At 65.5% G+C, this 19,679-nt stretch carries 13 protein-coding genes; 3 read left to right on the top strand and 10 right to left on the bottom strand.

What is annotated here, in order from left to right:
* Positions 1-40: 40 nt before the first annotated feature.
* Genes QPK27_RS00490 through QPK27_RS00470 form a run of 5 tightly spaced genes read right to left on the bottom strand, consistent with a single transcriptional unit; the run spans position 41 to position 3,507 of the window.
* The gene (locus tag QPK27_RS00490) at positions 41-862 is read right to left on the bottom strand and encodes a substrate-binding domain-containing protein (protein WP_290416235.1); all 822 of its coding nucleotides are present in this window, start codon (positions 860-862) and stop codon (positions 41-43) included.
* 39 nt (positions 863-901) lie between these two features.
* Entirely contained in the window at positions 902-1,561 is a 660-nt protein-coding gene (locus tag QPK27_RS00485) for an energy-coupling factor ABC transporter ATP-binding protein (RefSeq protein ID WP_290416599.1), read from the bottom strand.
* 5 nt (positions 1,562-1,566) lie between these two features.
* The gene (locus tag QPK27_RS00480) at positions 1,567-2,274 is read right to left on the bottom strand and encodes an ABC transporter permease (RefSeq protein ID WP_290416234.1); all 708 of its coding nucleotides are present in this window, start codon (positions 2,272-2,274) and stop codon (positions 1,567-1,569) included.
* Positions 2,274-3,212 carry a formate dehydrogenase accessory sulfurtransferase FdhD gene (locus QPK27_RS00475; RefSeq protein ID WP_374046989.1) on the bottom strand — a complete coding sequence of 313 codons (939 nt, stop codon included), beginning with the start codon at positions 3,210-3,212 and terminating at the stop codon, positions 2,274-2,276. Before QPK27_RS00475 ends, QPK27_RS00480 begins: the two co-directional genes overlap by 1 nt.
* A 55-nt stretch (positions 3,213-3,267) precedes the next feature.
* Positions 3,268-3,507 carry a hypothetical protein gene (locus QPK27_RS00470; RefSeq protein ID WP_290416233.1) on the bottom strand — a complete coding sequence of 80 codons (240 nt, stop codon included), beginning with the start codon at positions 3,505-3,507 and terminating at the stop codon, positions 3,268-3,270.
* Positions 3,508-3,753: 246 nt separating this feature from the next.
* Between QPK27_RS00470 and QPK27_RS00465 the strand changes: the two genes are divergently transcribed.
* On the top strand, positions 3,754-6,042 hold the full coding sequence (locus QPK27_RS00465) for a family 1 glycosylhydrolase (RefSeq protein ID WP_290416232.1): 2,289 nt from the start codon (positions 3,754-3,756) through the stop codon (positions 6,040-6,042).
* 280 nt (positions 6,043-6,322) lie between these two features.
* Here QPK27_RS00465 and msbA read toward each other — a convergent pair whose 3' ends face one another.
* The 4 genes from msbA to QPK27_RS00445 form a co-directional block, all read right to left on the bottom strand.
* Positions 6,323-8,047, bottom strand: a complete 1,725-nt coding sequence (msbA, locus tag QPK27_RS00460; protein WP_290416231.1) for a lipid A export permease/ATP-binding protein MsbA — start codon at positions 8,045-8,047, stop codon at positions 6,323-6,325.
* Between the two features lie 18 nt (positions 8,048-8,065).
* A complete protein-coding gene (locus tag QPK27_RS00455) occupies positions 8,066-9,070 on the bottom strand; it encodes a glycosyltransferase family 9 protein (protein ID WP_290416230.1) in 1,005 nt (334 codons plus the stop codon).
* Positions 9,057-10,331 (bottom strand): O-antigen ligase family protein, encoded by a 1,275-nt coding sequence (locus QPK27_RS25395; RefSeq protein ID WP_290416229.1) that lies wholly within the window; start codon positions 10,329-10,331, stop codon positions 9,057-9,059. Before QPK27_RS25395 ends, QPK27_RS00455 begins: the two co-directional genes overlap by 14 nt.
* A 281-nt stretch (positions 10,332-10,612) precedes the next feature.
* On the bottom strand, positions 10,613-12,820 hold the full coding sequence (locus tag QPK27_RS00445) for a DUF4214 domain-containing protein (RefSeq protein WP_290416228.1): 2,208 nt from the start codon (positions 12,818-12,820) through the stop codon (positions 10,613-10,615).
* A 380-nt stretch (positions 12,821-13,200) separates the two neighbouring features.
* On the opposite strand from QPK27_RS00445, the gene QPK27_RS00440 reads away from it, so the two are divergent.
* A complete protein-coding gene (locus QPK27_RS00440; protein WP_290416227.1) occupies positions 13,201-14,898 on the top strand; it encodes a triacylglycerol lipase in 1,698 nt (565 codons plus the stop codon).
* Complete coding sequence (locus QPK27_RS00435) at positions 14,882-15,964, top strand: T6SS immunity protein Tli4 family protein (protein WP_290416226.1); 1,083 nt, start codon at positions 14,882-14,884, stop codon at positions 15,962-15,964. The genes QPK27_RS00440 and QPK27_RS00435 overlap by 17 nt, the downstream gene beginning before the upstream one ends.
* A 21-nt stretch (positions 15,965-15,985) precedes the next feature.
* On the opposite strand, the gene dnaE is transcribed toward QPK27_RS00435, so the two are convergent.
* Positions 15,986-19,480 carry a DNA polymerase III subunit alpha gene (gene dnaE, locus QPK27_RS00430; RefSeq protein WP_290416225.1) on the bottom strand — a complete coding sequence of 1,165 codons (3,495 nt, stop codon included), beginning with the start codon at positions 19,478-19,480 and terminating at the stop codon, positions 15,986-15,988.
* Between the last annotated feature and the right edge of the window lie 199 nt (positions 19,481-19,679).

The raw sequence follows: 19,679 nt of genomic DNA, 5'->3' as shown, positions 1-19,679 counted from the left end.
GTCCACTTGTCGGCACTGACACCGCGGGGCCAGGCAGTGTTTAACGCGCCGACGGGAAGAACAGCTGCTCGCCGGCCGGTTTGAACGACGCGATCTTCGCCTGGCCCTCGGCCGAGGTGATCCACTCGATCAGCTGCTTCGCGCCCTTGTAGTTCACGCCCGGGTGCCTGGCCGGATTGACCGCGATGATGCCGTACGGGTTGTACATGCGCTTGTCCCCTTCGACCACGATCGCCAGCCCGGTCTTGGCTTTGTAGGCGCCGTAGGTGGCGCGGTCGGTCAGCGTGTAGGCGCGCATTTCGGAGGCCATGTTCAGCACTTCTCCCATGCCGAGGCCCGCCGACACGTAGTTCGCGCCCTGCGGTTTGGTCCCGGCCTGGGTCCAGTAACCCTTCTCCATCACGTCGGTGCCCGAATTGTCGCCGCGCGAGATGAAGCGCACGTTGGCGCCGGCGATGCGCTTGAAGGCCTCGATCACGTCCTTCGAGCCCTTGATTTTCGCGGGGTCGCTGCCTGGTCCGACCACGATGAAGTCGTTGTACATCACGTCGCGGCGGTCAATGCCCCAACCCTCGGCGACGAACTTGTCCTCCAGCTCGCGCGCGTGCACCAGGGTCACGTCGACGTCGCCGTTCTTGCCCAGTTCGAGCGCCTTGCCGGTGCCGACCGAGATCACGCTCACCTTGCTGTTGGTCCTGGCCTCGAACGCCGGCAGCAGGACCTTGAGCAGGCCCGAGTTCTCGGTGCTGGTGGTGGTCGACAGGCGAATGGTCTGCGCTGCGGACTGGGCGCAGGCCAGCGGCGCAATCAATACGCTGGACATGGCGGACAGCAGGATGGCTAGCAGTGGACGGCGTTGCATGGTTGTTCTCCTTGTGATGAAACGTGGTTGTCGTAACGCTTACCGTGTCTCGAGCCGGCCGTCGCGCAGCTTGAAGCGGCGCACGCCCGGCAGGCCGATCAGGTCGCGGTCGTGGCAGGCCATCACCACGCTGCGGCCCTGTTCCAGCAGCGTCGGAATCAGCTTGATGACCTGTTCGCGCGCGGCGCCATCGAGGTTGGCCGTCGGTTCGTCCAGCAGCAACAGGCGCGGTTGCAGCACGCGCGCGCGCGCCAGCGCCACGCGCTGCTTCTCGCCGCCCGACAGGCGCGCCGGGTCGCTGTGGCGCAGGTGGGCCACGCCGGCCCAGTCCATCGCTTCTTCCACCAGCGGCCGCGCGTCATGGCCGCTGACGCCGCGCGCCAGCAGGCCATAGGCGATGTTGTGGCCGACGCTGGTGGAAAACATGATCGGATGCTGGTGCACGTAGACCACCGCGCGCCGCAATGCAGCCGGATACGGGTACAGCGGCATGGCGCGCCCTTCGAGTTCGACCCGGCAGCCGTCGCAGCGTTCCAGCCCGCCCAGCATGCGCAGCAGCGTGCTTTTGCCGGTGCCGTTGGCGCCGGTGAGCACGTAGGCGCCGCCGGCCTCGATGTCGAGGCGCTCGATGTCGAACAAGTGGCGCTCGCCGTACGCCTTGCGCAGCGCGCGCACCGACAGCAAGGTGGACGACATCATGGCATTCACAGGCGCGCTCCGGGGCTGTGCGCCTCGCCCTGCAGCAGCACCAGCGCGCCGTTCATCAGCAGCGCGATCGACACCAGCACGATGCCCAGCGCGATCCCCTGCGCGAACTCGCCCTTGCTGGTCTCGAGCGCGATGGCGGTGGTGATGGTGCGGGTCTGGCCTTCGATGTTCCCGCCCACCATCAGGGCGCAGCCGACTTCCGAGATCACGCGCCCGAAGCCGCTGATCACGGCCGCCATCACGCCGTAGCGCGCTTCGTGCAGCACGGTGGTCATCACGCGCCAGCGCGAGGCGCCGTGCGCCAGCGCGGTCTCGGCGTAGCGCGGATCGAGCGCCTGCACCGCCGCCAGCGTGAACGCCAGCAGCACCGGCAGGCCGATCACCATCTGCCCCAGCACGATGCCCGGCTGCGAGAACAGCCATTCGAGTCCCCCCATCGGCCCGCGCCGCGACAGCAGCAGATACAAGAGCAGACCGATCAACACGGTCGGCAGCGACAATGCGGCCTGGGCCAGCCAGACCGCGACCCGGCGCCCCGGAAAGCGGTGCATCGCGATCAGGTAGCCGAGCAGCACCGCCGGCGGGGTGGCGAACAGCAGGCCCAGGATGCTGGTCTTGAGCGAGACCCAGACGATGTGCCACAGGGCCGCGTCGCCGCTGAACAGCAGCGCAAAGGCGTGCGCGGTAGCGTCCAGCAGGCCCATCAGGCCGGACGGACGGCGGGTGGTACGGGTAAAGGCGTGGCCGGCGTGGGACGCAGCGGCGCCAGGTCCTGCAGCTGCGGCAGGTGCGGCTCGAACACCATGCGCTCGTGCCCGGCCAGCAGCAAGAAGTGGCGCCCGCTGCAGCGCGCCAGCAGCGACATGCCGACCTGCGTCGCCACCTGCTGCCCCATCTGGGTGGTGCCCGAGCGCGACAGCAGGAAGGGAATGCCCATCTGCGCGCCCTTGATCACCATCTCCGAGGTCAGGCGCCCGGTGGTATAGAACACCTTGTCGGCGCCATCCAGGCCGTCGAGCCACATCAGGCCCGCGATGGCGTCGACCGCGTTGTGGCGCCCGACGTCTTCGACGAAATACAGCAGCCGGCCGTCGTGTCCGAACAGCGCGCAGCCGTGCACCGAGCCGGCCTGCTTGTACACCGACTGCTGGCTGCGGATAATGTCGACGATGGCGTACACGGTCGACTGCTTCAGGCGCGCATCAAGCGGCAGCGCGATCTGGTCCACCTCGTCCATCAGGCCGCCGAACACCGAACCCTGGCCGCAGCCGGTGGTGACCACCTTCTTCGCGGTGCGTTCCTCGACGTCCTGGATGCCGTGGCGCGTGGTCACCGCCACCGCGTCGACCGACCAGTCGACCTGGATCGAGACCACGTCTTCCAGTCTGCGCACCAGGCGCTGGTTGCGCAGGTAGCCCAGGGTCAGCGCCTCCGGCGCGCCGCCCAGCGTCATCAGGGTGACGATCTCGCGCTTGTCGACGTACACCGTGAGCGGACGCTCGGCCGGGATCGCGATCGTCGAATGGCGCCCACGCTCGTCGACCGCCAGCACCTCCTGGGTCAGCCTGGCGTGCGCGGCCGACATGCGCGGCCGGTAAGGGGCGGCGTGCGCTGCTGCGGGAGAGACGTCACACGGGTTCATATTGTTAATTGTGCCACGCTTGGGGTTGGATGGCGCGTTCCCCTGAAGCGCCTGCTCAGCGGCGCCGCTTCTTCCAGTTGTAATCAGGCCCGGTGACGTCGACGCCGGGATGGCCGACCACGTCCGGATGCTCCGAACACATGGTCACGAAGCGCACGCCCTCGCCGCCGCGCTGGCGCTTGCGCAGCGCTTCCATGAAGCCCATCGCCTCCACCATCGCGGAGGTGTCGAACTGCTGCGCGTGCGGCGCGGCGCCGCCCTCGTCATCCAGCTCGGTCCAGTACACCATATACATTGCTTTCTCCCACTATGGTTCGGTTCACGATGGCGACGATTGTCGCCGCTTTGCCGCCGGTTTGGCGCACATGCAGCGGTTCGGAGCAGATAAATGCAGTTAAAGCCGGTTGAGTACCAGAAGGACCCGGAATATCCACAGTAAGTAGGACTTGTCCGAAAAACCAGTTTTATGTGGCCCACTTCACATAAGCAGCCGCAGCAGGCCATTAGGCTGCACCTGTGTTCATAACGCAGGTACAGCCTCATGAATATCCGTCAAGACTCCCAATCGGCCAACTCGCCGAATCCAGCATCCGACCTCGCACTCTGGGGCGGACTCGAATGCACCGTCAACCGGGTACGCGACAATTACTTCAGCCAGATGGACCGCAACGGCCACGCCGAGCGCCTGCAGGACATCGAACGCTTCGCCTCGCTCGGCATCCAGGCGATCCGCTATCCGGTGCTCTGGGAGCGCACCGCCCCCGATGGCGTCGACAAGGCCGACTGGTCGTGGTCCGACGAACGCCTGCCCGCCCTGCGCGCACTCGGGGTCAACCCGATCGTCGGCCTGGTCCACCACGGCAGCGGCCCGCGCCACACCAGCCTGGTCGACGAACAATTCCCCGAACTGCTGGCCGAGTACGCCGGCGCGGTGGCGGCCCGTTATCCCTGGGTCGAGTACTACACCCCGGTCAACGAGATCTGCACCACGGCGCGCTTCTCGGGCCTGAACGGGGTCTGGTATCCGCACGGCGACAGCGAAGCCACCTTCATCCGCGCCCTGCTCACCCAGTGCAAGGCGACCGTGCTGTCGATGCGCGCTATCCGGGCGGTCAACCCGGACGCCAAACTGGTCCAGACCGACGACCTGTCGAAGACCTACGGCACGCCCGAGATGGAAGAGATCAGCGGCTTCTTCAACGAGCGCCGCTGGCTGGCCTGGGATCTGCTGTGCGGGATGGTCGACGATGAACACAAGCTGTGGAACTACCTGCGCGAATCCGGCGCCACCGAGGACGAACTGCGCTGGTTCTGCGACAACCCCTGCCCGCCCGACGTGATGGGCGTGAACTACTACGTCACCAGCGAACGCTGGCTCGATCATCGGCCGGAGCGCTATCCGGAATCGCGCCGCCACGTGTACCGCGGCGTGCAGCACGCCGACATCGAGGCGCCGCGCGCGCTAGCCACGCCGACCCCGGGCATCGCGCCGCTGCTGGTCGAGACCTGGGAACGCTACGGCCTGCCGATCGCGATCACCGAAGCCCACATCGACGCCAACCGCGAAGACCAGCTGCGCTGGCTGGTCGAGATCTGGAACGCGGCGCTCAAGGCGCGCCAGCAGGGCGCCGACGTGCGCGCCGTCACCGTCTGGGCGCTGCTTGGCTCGTTCGACTGGAACTGCCTGGTGACCGAATGCCGCGGCTATTACGAACCTGGGCCGTTCGACGTTCGTGGCGCAGTGTTGGGCAATGCGCCGCGCCCGACCGCGGTGGCGACCCTGATGCGCGAGCTGGCCAGCAAGCGCCCGCTCAGCAACCCGGTGCTGCAGGGCGAAGGCTGGTGGCGCCGTCCGGGACGCTTCCTGTGCAAACCGGTGGCGACCCGCACTGCGGTGGCCGACCTCGCCGTGCGCAGCCAGTTCAAGTCGACCCACGTGCAGCCGATCCTGATCAGCGGCGCCAGCGGCACCCTGGGTTCGGCCTTCAAGCGCATCTGCGAAAAGCGCAACCTGGCCTGCCACGTGCTGACGCGCCAGGAGATGGACATCACCGACCCGGCCTCGGTGGAAGCGGCGATCGTGCGCTTCAAGCCGTGGGCCATCATCAATGCCGGCGGCTACGTGCGGGTGGACGAGGCCGAGGGTGACGAAGAGCGCTGCATGCGCGAGAACACGCTGGGGCCGACCGTGCTGGCGCTGGCCTGCATCCGCCACGCGCTGCGCTTCATGACCTTCTCGACCGACCTGGTGTTCGACGGCGCCAAGGACACGCCGTACCTGGAATCGGACCCGGTCAATCCGCTCGGCGCCTACGGCCGCAGCAAGCTCGAAGCCGAGCAGCGCGTGCTGGAAGCCGACCCGCAGGCGCTGGTGATCCGCACCAGTTCCTTCTTCGGGCCGTGGGACCAGCACAACTTCGTGACCCAGGCGCTGAACACGCTCGACATCGGCCAGCCGTTCCAGGCCGCGGGCGACGTGATGGTGTCGCCGACCTACGTGCCGGACCTGGTCAACGTCTCGCTCGACCTTCTGATCGACCGCGAGCGCGGCATCTGGCACCTGGCCAATGCCGACGCGGTGAGCTGGGCCGAGCTGGCGCGCCGCGCCTGCGCGGCGGCCGGGGTGTCGAGCGAGCGGCTGGAGGAAGTGTCTGCCGAATCGTTCGGCTACACGGCGCAGCGGCCGGCGTACAGCGCGCTGGGCAGCGAACGGGCGATGCTGCTGCCGCCGCTGGACGATGCGCTCAAGCGCTACGTGCTGGCGGTGCAGGAACAAGCCAACGAGGCAGGGAGCGAGCAGCCGGGAGAAGCGGCGCATTACGCCAGCTGATTGTTGCAGGAAGATTGTCTGTGATTGCCGCGCATGCCATCAAGCTGCGCGGCTTTTTTGCTTGCGTGCCGGCCGTCGGCTGGGAAAATCTTCGTTGGCTGATGAACGTCATCCCCGCGAAGGCGGGGATCCAAGTTCGTCGTTCAGCCGCTACGATTTGCGCTGGCGGTGCGGTGAACAACTTGGATTCCCGCCTTCGCGGGAATGACGTGCATAAGTTGCAGGTGCAAGGGGCGGACGACGAAGCGCATGGAGCGCATGGAGCGCGTGGAGCGCAGCGTTATTTGCTCTCGGCCGCGAACTGCAGGCGGTACAGGTTCGCATACATCCCGCCCCGCTCCAGCAGCTCGTCATGCGTCCCCTGTTCCATCACCTGCCCCGCCTCCATCACCACGATGCGGTCGGCCCGTTCGATGGTCGACAGGCGGTGCGCGATCACGATCGTGGTGCGCCCCGCCATCAGGGTGTCCAGCGCCGCCTGCACCGCGCGCTCGCTCTCGTTGTCCAGCGCCGACGTGGCTTCGTCCAGGATCAAGAGCGGCGCGTCCTTGTAGATCGCGCGCGCGATCGCCACGCGCTGGCGCTGGCCGCCCGACAGGCGCGAGCCGTTCTCGCCGATGCGGGTGTCGATGCCGTCCGGCAGGCGCGCCACGACGTCCATCAGGTGCGCGGCCTTGATCGCCGCGCCCAGGCGTTCGTAGTCGATCTTTTCCATGCCGTAGGCGATGTTCGCCGCCAGCGTGTCGTCGAACAGCACCACGTTCTGGCTCACCATCGCCAGCTGGCCGCGCAGGCTGGCCAAGGCGATGTCGTGATATGGCACGCCGTCGAGCAGCAGCCGCCCGGCTTCCGGATCGTAGAAGCGCGTCACCAGGTTCACGAACGTCGACTTGCCGCCGCCCGACACCCCCACCAGCGCCACCGTCTGCCCCGGCTGCACGTCGAGCGAGACGTTGTCGAGCGCGGTCGACGCCGCATTCGGATAGCGGAAGGTCACGTTCTCGAGCACCAGGTGGCCGCGCGCGCGGCCCAGGTCGCGGGTGCCGGTGTCGCGTTCCGGCTCGGCGTCGGTCAGGCCGAACACGGTTTCGGCGGCGGCGATCCCGCGCTGCATCGGGCCGTTCACCTCGGCCAGCGACTTCAGGGGCGTGAGCAGCATCAGCATCATGGTCACGAACTGGGTGAATTCGCCGACCGTCATGTCGGCCTGGATCGCCAGCACGATCACCAGGGAAAGCGCCAGCGAGGTGGCGATCTGGGTCACCGGCGTGGTGGCGGCGAAGGCCACCGTCATGCGCTGCGAAAAGCCGCGCAGCGCTTCGCTGCGCTGGTGGAAGCGCTGGCGTTCATACGCTTCGCCCGAGAACACGCGGATCACCTGGTGGCCGCGCGCGGCTTCTTCCACCACGCCGGTCATCTCGGCGGTGACGCGCTGGCTTTCGCGGTTCAGGTTGCGCAGGCGCTTGGTGGTCGTGCGCACGATCACGGCGGTGAGCGGCACCACGATGATCGCGACCAGGGTCAGCTTCCAGTTCAGGTACAGCAAGGTGCCCAGCAGGCCGATCACCACCAGCACGTCGCGCACGCAGGCCACGAACACCGACTGGATCATGTCCACCACCTGGCGCACGTCGTTGACCACGGTGTTGATGATCTTGCCCGTCGATTCATCCTGGTAGCGCGCCACCGGCAGGCGCAGCACGCGCTCGAAGGCCATGGCGCGCAGGTCGTTCAATACGCGCGACAGCACCCAGTTGTTGAAATAGGCGGTGGCGAAGGTGCCGATGCCGCGTAGGATGAAGATCGAAACCAGGATCAGCGGGATCCACCACAGGCTGAAGTCGACCTGCTCCTCGAAACCTTTATCCAGCAGCAGCTGCAGCGCCTTGCCCAGCAGCGGCTGGGTGGCGGCGGTGAGCGCCATCGCCAGCAGCGCCATCCAGGCGCGCGACTGGTACGGTTTGATGATCGCCAGCAGGCGTTTGACGATGACGTTGGTTTCCACGTTCTTGCCTTCGTTGGTTCAGTTCCGCGCCCACGCGCGCAGGCGCGCGGCGACTTGTTGCGGCGTGATCGACGCCATGCAGGTGCAGGTCGCCGCATCCTTGCAGCCGGCGCATTCCCGGCTGGCGCACAGCACTTCGGCGCGCGTGCCGAGCGGGCCCCAGCGGCCCGGATCCAGCGGTTTGATCGGCGGGAACAGGCCGAGGGTGCGAGTGCCCACTGCGGCCGACAAGTGCAGCGGCCCGGTGCTGCTCGCCACCAGGCCGTCGCAGGCGCCGATCAGGGCCAGCAGCCCGTCCAGATCGAGCTTGCCGCACACGTTCTCCACGTTCGGCAGCGAGAGCAAGTCCGGCGCCTGCTGCGCGATCAAGCTGCCTTCGGCCGCACTGCCGGTGACGAACAGGCGAATCTCCGGATCGGCCTGCAGTTCGCGCGCCAGCGCGGTGAAATGCGCAAGTGGCCACTCACGCCCGCTGCCGTTCGACTTCGGATGCAGGATGATGTGGCGCCGCCCGTCCTGCAGCAGCGCGTCGACCGCCGGCCGGCGCGGGGCTTCGAGGCCGTACAGGGCCGGCATCTCGTCCAGCTGCGGCACGTGCCCGATGCCCAGGGGTTTGAGCAGCAAGAAGTTCAGCTGCGCCTCGTGCAGGTTCGACTTGACGCGGCTGAAATGGGCCAGCCGGTTGCAGGTGAGCCAGTGGTACAGGCGGTGGCTGGTGCCGACCCGCTCGGGCACGCGCGCGCGTTTCGCCGCCTTGGCCAGTGCGCGGTTGGGGAAGGCGAAGATCACGGCGTCGTAGCCGCTGGCTGCGAAAAACGCTTCCGGCTCGCCTGCTTCCTCGATCGTGATCACGCGGTCGAGGAAGCGCGAATGGCGCATCGCCGGCGCCACGTAGGCGCGGCACAGCAGGTCGATGCGCGCCTGCGGGAAGCGCGTCTTCAGGTAGCCGGCCAGCGGCAGCGTCAGGACGACGTCGCCGATATTGTCGGTACGGCAGATCAGGATGCGGTCAGGTGGTCGCATGGCGTTCGTGCGAAGAAATGGAGGTGGCCGCCGCCGGCGTCTTCGCCGCCAGGCAGAAGCCGGTCAGGATGCAGATCGTGGTGGCATAGAAGGCCTTGGTCAGCATCAGCCAGAACATCACGTCGGTCAGGCCGAACACGATGAAGCAGATCACCAGCAGCAGCCCGGCCAGCGCCGGGGCGGCCGCCGCCGGCGGGCCGTGGCGCAGGGTGCGCATGAAGAACGCGAACGGCGCGCCGTAGATCAGCAGCAGGAAGCTCAGGTCGAGCAGGCCGCCGGTGGCCAGCGTGTTGAGCACGTCGTTGTGCGGGGTGCTGTAGATCAGCGCCAGCGACTTCTGGAGCCGCCCTTCGCGCTCGAGCGCCTGCAGTTCGTCGTGGAATTCGTCGCGGCCGACGCCAACCAGCGGGTGCTCGGCGATCATCATCGCCGACGCCTTCCACAGTTCGAGGCGGATGCCGACGTTGGTGCTGGCGTCGTTCAGGCTGTAATAGCGCTCGATGTCGGACACGGCGTCGGCCATCCTGCCGGCCACGCCGGTCTGCGGCACCAGGTAGGCGCCGACGCAGGCCGCCAGCACCAGGCCGACCGTGACCCGGATCGTCTTGCCGTGCATGTGGCTGCCGTATTTCAGCATCGGCCACAGCGCCACCAGCAGGCCAAGCCAGGCGCCGCGCGAGCCGGAGAACAGCGAGGCCAGCGCACCGCACAAGAGTCCCACCAGCGGCAGCCAGGCCAGGCGCGTGTTGCGCAATTCGTTGAGCGCGCAGAACGACATCACACCCATCGCCACCGCGATGTCGCCGAAGCTGATCGCATGGTGGGTGGCGCCCACCGCGCGGTCCTCGCCCAGCACGAACCACTGGTAGCCGCCGATCAGCGCCGCGCCGATGGTGCCCAGGCACAGGCCGATCCAGAACATGCGGATACTGGGTCGCAGCAAGCCGACGAAGCCGATGCAGCCGAGCGCGAACAGCAGCCGCGACGGCCCGTCGAGGGTGCCGGCGGAATCGCGGAACCACAGCATGCGCAGCACGCTCAGCAGGAAATAGCCGCCGAAGGCCAGCGCGATCCAGCGGATCTCGCGCGCGTGCGCGGCATAGAACGACGCCAGGCCGCGCCGCACCAGGAAGACCAGCGACAGCAGCACGATCAGCAGCGTCAGGTGCACGGCAAAGCTGGTGGTCAGGACCGCCGCGGGGAACAGCAGCATCAGCCAGCTCGCGGCCTGGTTGGCGCGGCCGATTGCGGGTGCAGGCACGGGCGCGGGCACGGGCACGGGCAATTCCGTCGTTATTGTTTCTGTCATTGAGTGAGCAACCGCGCTTGCCGCGTGTCGTGAAGTCAGGATTATAGTCGATGGCCCGCGCGGGCCGGACGCTGCGGCGCGAATGGCGCAGGCGGGAGCCGGGCCAGACGGCAGGCGCGCTGCCGCCGGGACACGACGATGACGGCCTGGCGCCGCGTGGCCCAGGCGGGAGGCGAAACCGGGAAGGCGAAGCGAATGGCGCGGTCAAGGAGACCGCGCCGGGGAACGGCGGATCAGGCCGCGATGAAATCGGCGGCGACAGGCTGCGCCACGCCCACCACCTGCACCGACGCCTGATCCTGCGGCACGCCGGCCCATGGAATGAATTCCATGCCGTCCGAAGTGCTGGCCAGGACCTGGGCCTTGTTTTCCACGCTGTCGCTGAATTCGAGCATGATCTGTTCGCGGCTCGAATCGTCGACCCGGGTCATCCAGTAGGCAAAGCCGTCGGCATCCGGCGCGCGGTTCAGCACGTTCTGGTACAGGCGCTCGAGGAACACCACGTCGCTCGGATTCTCGCCGTATTTCTGGTCGAATTCCGGCTGCCAGGTGAACTCGTGGGCGATCTGCTGCATCGAGGTGCCGTTGTCGAGACGATCCATCCAGTAACCCAGGCCGAACGCCTCGGGATCGCGCCCGAGCGCGGCCCGGTACAGGCGGAAGATCGAGGCCGCGCCTTCGTCGATCGCCTGCCAGCCATCGCTGAACTGCAAGCGCTCGACGTCGTACAGGCCGGTGACGCTGCCGTCGCTGTTGGTGATCGCATAGCCCCAGCTATCCTTGGCGATGGCGTAGTCGGCGCGCTCGCCCTGGAACACGGCGATGTCGATGCCCTTGCCGCCGCTGATGGCCAGGTTGCCCGCTTCCATGTTGAACGTGTCGGCGCCATCGGTGCCGATCCGGTCCATGGCGCTGTCCACCGTCAGCTGGATCTCGCGCACGCCGCTGGTGGCATTGCCGGCCGCATCCACCGACGCGGCATAGACCGTGTAGGCGCCGTCGGGCAGCGGTTTCGAATTGAGCTGCCAGGTACCGTCGGCGCGCACTTGCGCAGTGCCGATCTGGATGAAGTCGCCGTCGCGGTACAGTTCGATCCTGGTGCCGGCTTCGCCAGTGCCGTAGAACACCGGCATGTTGCCGCCTTCGCTCAGCGAGACGCGGACCGTGGGCGCCGACGGCGCGATCGAGTCGATATTGAATTTCACGACATTGCTGGCCGCCGAGACGTTGCCGGCCTCGTCAATGACCAGCGCACTGGCACTGTAGCCCATGCCGTCTTTCAGCGCGGCAGGCATCTTGGCGTTCCACATGCCGTTGGCGTCGGTCTTCACGGTGGCCACGATGCGGCCGTCGACGAACACCTGGACCGTCGAATTCAGTTCCGCGGAGCCGTAAATCGTCGGCACGTTGCCGCTCACGTAATCGTTGGCGTTCAGCGTCATTCCCACCACGGCCGGCGCCGGCGCAGTGGTGTCGACCACATTCGCGCGCTCCACGCTCATGTCGGCGAATTGCAGCACGTCGATATTGCGCAGGGTGGTCGTGCCTTGCACTGCATTCGATACCGCCAGGGCGCCGTCGGCCAGGTTGTTGATGGCATATGCGCTGCGCACCCCGTTGAATACGGCCGTGTCCCGGCCCGCTCCTCCGTCGATCATGTCTTTTCCTCCATTGCCTTGTAAAGTATCGTTGAATTCGGTGCCGATCAGTTCGTCATCCCCGCTGGTGCCGGTGAAGTAACGCCCTCCGGTGTTGCTGTTGATGCCAAGCTCGCCACGCAGGCCGTCGCCGCCGTACAGCCAGTTCAGCGCCGCGATGTCGTACGGGCTGTAGGTACTGTAAGGGCCGCCTTTGTGGGTGTACGACATCAGGGTGTTGCCGGTGTGATCCTCGTTGCGGTCCAGCGTGATTTGCGTTTCGCCATTTGCCTCGTAAAACGGATGCTTCAGGCCCAGCGCGTGGCCCAGCTCGTGCAGCAGCGTCTCGTAGCCGCTGCGTCCCGGCGTCAGATCTTGGGTGAGTGCACGGAACTCGACATTGTCCAGATAGACATAGGCGTTCGCGCTATAGCTGCTCAGGTTGTTGCCGTAGCTGCCGTAGTTGGCGCGCCAGCTCGCCAGGCCGACCGTGTTGTAGCCCTCGATATCGATGTTCGCCAGGTGAATCTGGGCCGCCGTGCCATTCGTGGTTTCCTGGAAAACGATGCCGGTGACCTGCTTCAGGTAGTCGAACGCGGTGCGCGTCGCCGCCTGCTGGGAAAACGAAAACATCTCTTGGCCCGTCACTCTCTCCTCGTTACCCGACGCCGTCGAAAAGGTGTAATACAGGACGTTCCCATAGGGATTGGTCAGGTAATTCCAATCCGGCCCCTTGTCCAACAGGGCGTCGATATGGTTCAGGCCCGATAACGGGGTAGTGGTGATGTCGGAAACGGTTGCCATTGCTGATGAGGGGGATTGCCGAAGAGAAAATGTTTTGAATAAAACGCTAATGAACAAGTATTTCTTGCTCGACAGTTCTAGTCAAATACGATTTTCAATCGTGCGCACCTCTTGCAAGCCCATCAAGGCTTGGACGCAACATTTTGTGAGAATGTTGTCGAGGTGATCAGAAACCGTGGCCGGCATTCCGTGTTGGACGGTGTGGCCCGCCTGCGACAGGGCGCCGCAGCGACGGCTGCGGCAAGACCGGCGTGCTGCCGGGCGCGCGAAAACAAGCCTGCTTGCTGGGGCTCAAGCACGGCTTGGCAAGCGAACATGGCGGATCAGGAACGGACGCGCCGGATCATGTGAGCATTGCGTTTTCGCTGTTTTGAGCCGCCATGCCAGAACCCACCCGCCCCTTGCGCGACCCGAGGCCCAACCTGGACGGATCACTGACGACCCATTCGGTCGCCACGCCGGTCGCCTTCAGGATACGAGGCGCCGTGTACGTCGGATCCCGGCGGGTCATTCCGGTGATGTTTGTTCCGGGAATGATGGGGACCAACCTGCGCGTGCGGCGCGATGTCGCGCTGCCTGAAAACCATCCGCTCGAGCCGGGCGAGGCCGCCTGGCGTCCGCCAAACGGCGACTACGACTCCTGGCATTACGCGGACCTCTGGAAAGAACGCAGTCCTGCGGTGCGCCAGATGATCCTTCACCCCGACCTGGTAGAAGTGGACGATGGCGGCGAACTCGATATCGACGCTTGCCGGCTGCATCCGGACGACATGCGCGAGCGCGGCTGGGGACAACTGTTCAACGGCGCTTACGGTCATTTGTTATATGAGCTGCAAAGCCACCTCGACCTGACGTTCCGCCACGACGCACTGGGAAAACGCCACGTGCGCAGCTACTGGAAAGACGTGATGCTGGCGATGCAGGGCGACACGCTGGCGCGCTGGGGCGTGCGCTCGGTCGCGCCGCTGACCGAAGCGGAACTGGAACGGTTCGCGCGCTACCAGTATCCGATTTATTGTTTCGGCTACAACTGGCTGCGATCGTGCGGCGAATCGGCGCAGCTGCTGCAGCGGCGGATAGAAACCATCATCGCCTGGTGGCAGGCGCGCAAGCACCAGTGCAGCAAGGTCATCCTGGTGACGCATTCGATGGGCGGGCTGGTCGCGCGCGCCTGCGCCAAGCGTATCCCCGACAAGATCGCCGGCGTAGTGCACGGCATGATGCCTGCGCTGGGAGCGCCGCTGGCTTATCGGCGCCTGGCGTGCGGAACCGAGTGCGACAACCCGGCGAATGGAATGCTCGATAACTACCGGGCCGGCAAGTTCGCCGATATCAGCGGCCGCACGACAGAGGAAACGACGCCGGTGCTGGCTGCATCGGTGGGTGCACTTGAACTGTTGCCGAATCATCTTTATCCGCGGCCGTGGCTGCATATCGGCGTAAAACATCGTTCCGGGTCAAAGGAAATATTGACCGAATATCTCCAGTTTCCAGGCGAAGCCGCGCCGAATCCCTACGATTTTTATCGAGACATGAAATCGTGGTATCGGCTCATCAATCCGGCATTGGTCGATCCCGCAAGGCTTTACGAGTCAAAGAAAAAAGATGCTCGCGCCGTTGTCAATGATGCCCTTTTGACTGCCGAGCACTTTCATCGCTGGCTCGGCGATTATTATCATCCAACGACTTTTGCTTATTATGGGCATGACCAAGAGCGACCGGCTTATAGCCATATCCATTGGTCTGCCCGGGTCCATCAGACCTCGACATCAGTTTCACTTACATCGCACGGCATTCAACGTGCGGGATATCTCGTGCACGATGCTGACGGCACACGGACGGTGGAAGTCGATGGCATGCACATCCTGAGTTTCTCAGTAGCGCCCCAGGATGCGAGTGGCGACGACACAGTGTCGCATCAGTCCGGCGCGGCTCCGGCAGGCAAGATCAAGCAATTATTCGCGGTGCGAGGGCACCGGCATCAAGACAGCTTCCGTGAACGCGATGCGCTGCTACTCACGCGCTATTGCATCGTCAAGATCGTCCAGGAGCTGGAACGGCATGAACCAAAAAAATGAAAGCGGCACGCGTTTTGTCGGCATCGTGGCCTTGGTATTGGGCCTGTCTATTGTCTACGCTTGGGGAAACAATGTGATGGATCGTTTCAAAGTCGCACGCCTGACCGACCCGATGCGTCCAGTCTGTGTCGGCCGTTATGTCATCGACCTGCCGGACAAGATGAAAGTCACTTATCGCAGTGTATTCCTGAATGGTTTCTGGATTTCCAACCGGCGCGAGTCGGAGTCAGCGTTTCATGCACGCGTGGCGCAGCGCGAGGCACAGATCAACGCGGAACAAAACACATCCGGGCTCGCAAGTATGGAAAAAGTCTCGACAGTCGATACCAATGGATTTACCGGAAAGACGTTCATATTTGGCCGAAAGTTCGGCTACTATTTCGAGGGACCGCTCCGGGTGGATTATTCCAATGTGGCAGCTGAAGCGTATGTTCACTCCCAAGGCATCAGCTTCAACATCATCACCGATGGCTACGACCCGGACCAGGTGCATGGCATCCACGAAGTCATCGCCCGCTTGCGCCTGATCGAACCCGGCACCCTCCCCACCACGCCCGGCTTCTGCCTCGGCCCCGCCATGTTCATCGACCCGATTCCCGCCGACTGGACCGAAGGCGTCGGCGTCTACGCAGGCTTCCCGGAGCATCCGGATCTGGCGCTATCGTTCTACACCCGGGCTGGACTGATCAACACGAACGGCGACCCGGGACGCCTGGCCCGCCACCAGCGCGTCTATGACGAGATGCCGCTGTGGCGAAAGGCGTTGACGCGGCGAATACGCCTGGGCGCGCGCGCCATCAATGGCGTGCAAGGCGAAGAAGTCATCCAGGTAAAAGGCGGCGCCGGCCACACCCACGTCTATTTCTTCGACTGGGAGCGCCTGGCCGACCCGCAGGACGTGATGCAACCGCAGATGCACCTCGAAATATCGACCGGCCATCGCCGCGACGGCCGCCGCAAGCCGGCCCCCAGCTTCCTGGGCGAACCAGCGCTGCTCGACCTGTGGCACACGATCTCGTCCTCGGTCCGGGTACGCCCGACCGCCGCGCCGGCATCGGCGCCATGACGGCCGGTGCGATGAGGACGATCAGTACTCGACCGCCACGTCCTTCGCCCCCAGCGTCAGCTCGAGCGCCTGCTTGAGCGTGTCCGACGGCGCCACCCGCCAGTCGTCGCCCAGCTGCATGATGAACGGGATGCCGTTCTTCTCCAGGCGCAGGCTGACCGGCATGCCGTCCTGCAGGCGGTGCGGCTGCAGCACCTCGGCGATCTTCGCCGGGCTCACCGTGGTGGCGAGGTCCATCTCCAGCTTGTGGCCATACTGGATGCGCGAAGCGGCGATGTCGAACACCTTCTCGGCGGTGATGCGCAGGCCGCCGTTGAAGCGGTCTTCCGACACCTTGCCGACCACCAGCAGGAATTCGTCTTCCTTGAGCGCGTGCTTGTTGGCCTCGGCCACCTCGCTATAGATCGTCACCTCGACCACGCCGGTCTTGTCGTCCAGCGCCACGATCAGGATCTTGCCGCGCTGGGTCATCTGGGTGCGCACGCCGGTGATCACGCCGCACAGCATGCGCGGGTCGCGCGACGGTTCCAGGTCCTTCAGTTTGGTCTTGGCGAAGCGCCGCACCTCGCCCGCGTACGAATCGAACATGTGGCCCGACAGGTAGTAGCCGAGCGCGATCTTCTCTTCCGACAGCTTCTGGCGGTCGGTCCACGGGGTCGCCTTGACGTACTCGGGCGGCGCCACCAGGTCCGAATCGTCGCCGCCGAACAGGCTGACCTGGTTGGCGGCGGCGGCGGCCTGGCCGGCCGCTTCCATCGCGAACGCGACCGAGGCCAGCAGAATCGCGCGGTCGACGCCGAAGCAGTCCATGGCGCCGGCGCGGATCAGGCTCTCGATGGTGCGGCGGTTGATCTGCTTGCGGTCGACGCGCTTGCAGAAGTCGAACAGGTCCTTGAACTTGCCGCCGTCAAGCCGCGCCGCGATGATGGCCTCGATCGCGCCCTGCCCCGCGCCCTTCACGCCACCCAGGCCGTAGCGGATCTGGCTCACCTGCTTGCCGGTCTTCGAGCGCGGCTCGCCTTCCGGGGTGAAGCGGAACTGCGATTCGTTGACGTCCGGCGGCAGAATCGTGAGCTTGCAGACTTCTTTCGCATCCTCGACCAGGATCTTGATCTTCTCGGTGTCTTCCATCGCCAGCGACATGTTGGCTGCCATGAACGCGGCGGTATGGTGCACCTTCAGGTAGGCGGTGTGGTACGACAGCAGCGCGTAGGCGGCCGCGTGCGACTTGTTGAAGCCGTAGCCCGCGAACTTTTCCATCAGGTCGAAGATCTCGTCGGCCTTCTCGGTCGACAGGCCGTCCTTGGCGGCGCCGGCGCGGAAGATCTCGCGGTGCTCGGCCATCTCTTCGGCCTTCTTCTTGCCCATCGCGCGGCGCAGCATGTCGGCGCCACCCAGCGAGTAGCCGCCCACGATCTGCGCCATCTGCATCACCTGCTCCTGGTAGACCATGATGCCGTAGGTCTCGGACAGGATCGACTCGGTGCGCGGATCGGGATAGTCGAACTTCTCGCCGTGCTTGCGCTTGCAGAAGTCGGGAATCAGGTCCATCGGGCCCGGGCGGTACAAGGCCACCAGCGCAATGATGTCCTCGAAGCGGTCGGGGCGCGCGTCCTTGAGCATGCCCTGCATGCCGCGCGATTCCAGCTGGAAGATCGCGACCGTCTTGGCCTCGGACAGCAGCTTGTACGACGCGCGGTCGTCCAGCGGCAGCGTCTCCAGGTTGAAGCCGGCGTCCTGCGGGTCGAGCGCGCGGATGTAGTTGACGGCGCGGTCGAGGATGGTCAGCGTGGTCAGGCCCAAAAAGTCGAACTTGACCAGGCCCACGGCCTCCACGTCGTCCTTGTCGTACTGCGACACCACGCCGGCGTCGCCGCCCTGGGTGTACAGCGGGCAGAAGTCGGTGAGTTTACCCGGCGCGATCAAGACGCCGCCGGCGTGCATGCCGATGCCGCGCGTGATGCCCTCGACCTGCTGCGCCAGGTCCAGCAGCTGTTTCACTTCTTCCTCGTTCTCGAGGCGTTCCTTGAGCAGCGGTTCTTCCTCGATCGCCTCGGCGATCGACACCGGCTTGCCCGGCTTGAACGGGATCAGCTTGGAGATGCCGTCGCAGAAGTTGTAGCCGAAATCGAGCACGCGGCCGACGTCGCGGATCGCGCCCTTGGCCGCCATGGTGCCGAAGGTGGCGATCTGCGACACCGCGTCGCGGCCGTACAGGTCCTTCACGTGCTGGATGACGAGTTCTCGCTTTTCCTGGCAGAAGTCGATGTCGAAGTCGGGCATCGAGACGCGTTCCGGATTCAGGAAACGCTCGAACAGCAGGTTGTATTTCAGCGGATCGAGGTCGGTGATCTTCAGCGCGTACGCGACCAGCGAGCCGGCGCCCGAGCCGCGGCCCGGGCCGATCGGCACGCCGTTGTTCTTGCCCCACTGGATAAACTCCGCCACGATCAGGAAGTAGCCCGGGAACTTCATCTTGATGATGGTGTTGTTCTCGAATTCCAGCCGTGCCTCGTAGCGCGGGCGCTCGGCTTCGCGCTTGGCCGGGTCCGGGAACAGCTGCAGCAGGCGCTCTTCCAGGCCCTTCTTGGTTTCGGCGACCAGGAACTCGTCGATGGTCATGCCCGGGGTCGGGAAGTTCGGCAGCTGCGGTTTACCGAGCGTCAGGGTGACGTTGCAGCGCTTGGCGATTTCGACCGAGTTGGCAAGCGCGCCCGGCAGGTCCTTGAACAGCTCCGCCATCTCGGCCTGCGACTTGAAGCACATGTTCTCGTTGAAGCGGCGCACGCGCTTGGCGTTGGCCAGCATCTCGCCTTCGGCGATACAGACGCGCGCTTCGTGGGCGATGAATTCGTGCTTTTCCAGGAACTGCACCGGGTGCGTGGCCACCACCGGCAGCCCGAGGCGGCCGGCCAGCGCCACCGAGTGGCGCACCTGCTGCTCCTGGTTCGGCTGGCCGGCGCGCTGGATCTCGATGTAGAAGTGGCCCGGGAAGATGCGCGCCCAGCGCTCGGCGTTGGCCTCGGCTTTCGGCAGGTCGCCGTTCTCGATCGCCTGGCCGACGTCGCCGAAGTGGGCGCCCGACAGCACGATCAGGGCGTTGTCCTGCGGTTCGTCCGGGTGCAGGGTCGACCTTGATGTGGCCAGCGCTTCGAGCCACTCGACGCGCAGCTCGGCGCGGCCTTTGTACTGGTTGGTGAGCCAGGCGCGCGCCAGCAGGTCGCACAGCTGCAGGTAGCCGGTGTGGTTCTTGGCCAGGATCAGCAGGCGGTGCGGCTTGTCGCGGTTGTCGTCGTTGGTGATCCAGGCATCGACCCCGACGATCGGCTTGACGCCCTTGCCGCGCGCCGCTTTATAGAAGCGCACCAGGCAGAAGGTATTGGCCAGGTCGGTCACGGCCAGCGCCGGCTGGTTGTCCTTGACCGCCGCCTTGACCAGGTCGTCGATGCGGACCAGGCCGTCGACGATGGAGTATTCGGAGTGGACGCGCAGGTGGGTGAAGGTCGGGGAAGTCATCCCGATATTTTACCTCGGCAGGCGCGCCGGCGGAGATTGGCACTGTCGTCATTACGCGACTTGGACACGATGCAAACGTGCCCCGGAGGCGGGCTGCGCGCCGGTTTCCCGGCCCTTGAAACCGCCGGGCTGGCGCAGGGTCTTATAATGCCGCTCACCGTATTCAACCGACCTGTTGCGCATGCCTACCCGTCCGTCT

Origin of the sequence: Massilia sp. YIM B02443 (assembly GCF_030411955.1) — a bacterium.
Lineage (GTDB): Bacteria > Pseudomonadota > Gammaproteobacteria > Burkholderiales > Burkholderiaceae_D > Telluria.
The sequence above is the reverse complement of the archived record's forward strand: the minus strand, read 5'-3'. Positions and strand labels throughout refer to the sequence as shown.

Coding starts and splice junctions, on each gene's coding strand:
- QPK27_RS00435 (WP_290416226.1), top strand. CDS start 14,882: ATGAACCAAAAAAATGAAAGCGGCACGCGTTTTGTCGGCATCGTGGCC.
- QPK27_RS00490 (WP_290416235.1), bottom strand. CDS start 862: ATGCAACGCCGTCCACTGCTAGCCATCCTGCTGTCCGCCATGTCCAGC.
- QPK27_RS00445 (WP_290416228.1), bottom strand. CDS start 12,820: ATGGCAACCGTTTCCGACATCACCACTACCCCGTTATCGGGCCTGAAC.
- dnaE (WP_290416225.1), bottom strand. CDS start 19,480: ATGACTTCCCCGACCTTCACCCACCTGCGCGTCCACTCCGAATACTCC.
- QPK27_RS00480 (WP_290416234.1), bottom strand. CDS start 2,274: ATGGGCCTGCTGGACGCTACCGCGCACGCCTTTGCGCTGCTGTTCAGC.
- QPK27_RS00440 (WP_290416227.1), top strand. CDS start 13,201: ATGCCAGAACCCACCCGCCCCTTGCGCGACCCGAGGCCCAACCTGGAC.
- QPK27_RS00470 (WP_290416233.1), bottom strand. CDS start 3,507: ATGTATATGGTGTACTGGACCGAGCTGGATGACGAGGGCGGCGCCGCG.
- QPK27_RS00485 (WP_290416599.1), bottom strand. CDS start 1,561: ATGATGTCGTCCACCTTGCTGTCGGTGCGCGCGCTGCGCAAGGCGTAC.
- QPK27_RS00475 (WP_374046989.1), bottom strand. CDS start 3,212: ATGAACCCGTGTGACGTCTCTCCCGCAGCAGCGCACGCCGCCCCTTAC.
- QPK27_RS00465 (WP_290416232.1), top strand. CDS start 3,754: ATGAATATCCGTCAAGACTCCCAATCGGCCAACTCGCCGAATCCAGCA.
- QPK27_RS00455 (WP_290416230.1), bottom strand. CDS start 9,070: ATGCGACCACCTGACCGCATCCTGATCTGCCGTACCGACAATATCGGC.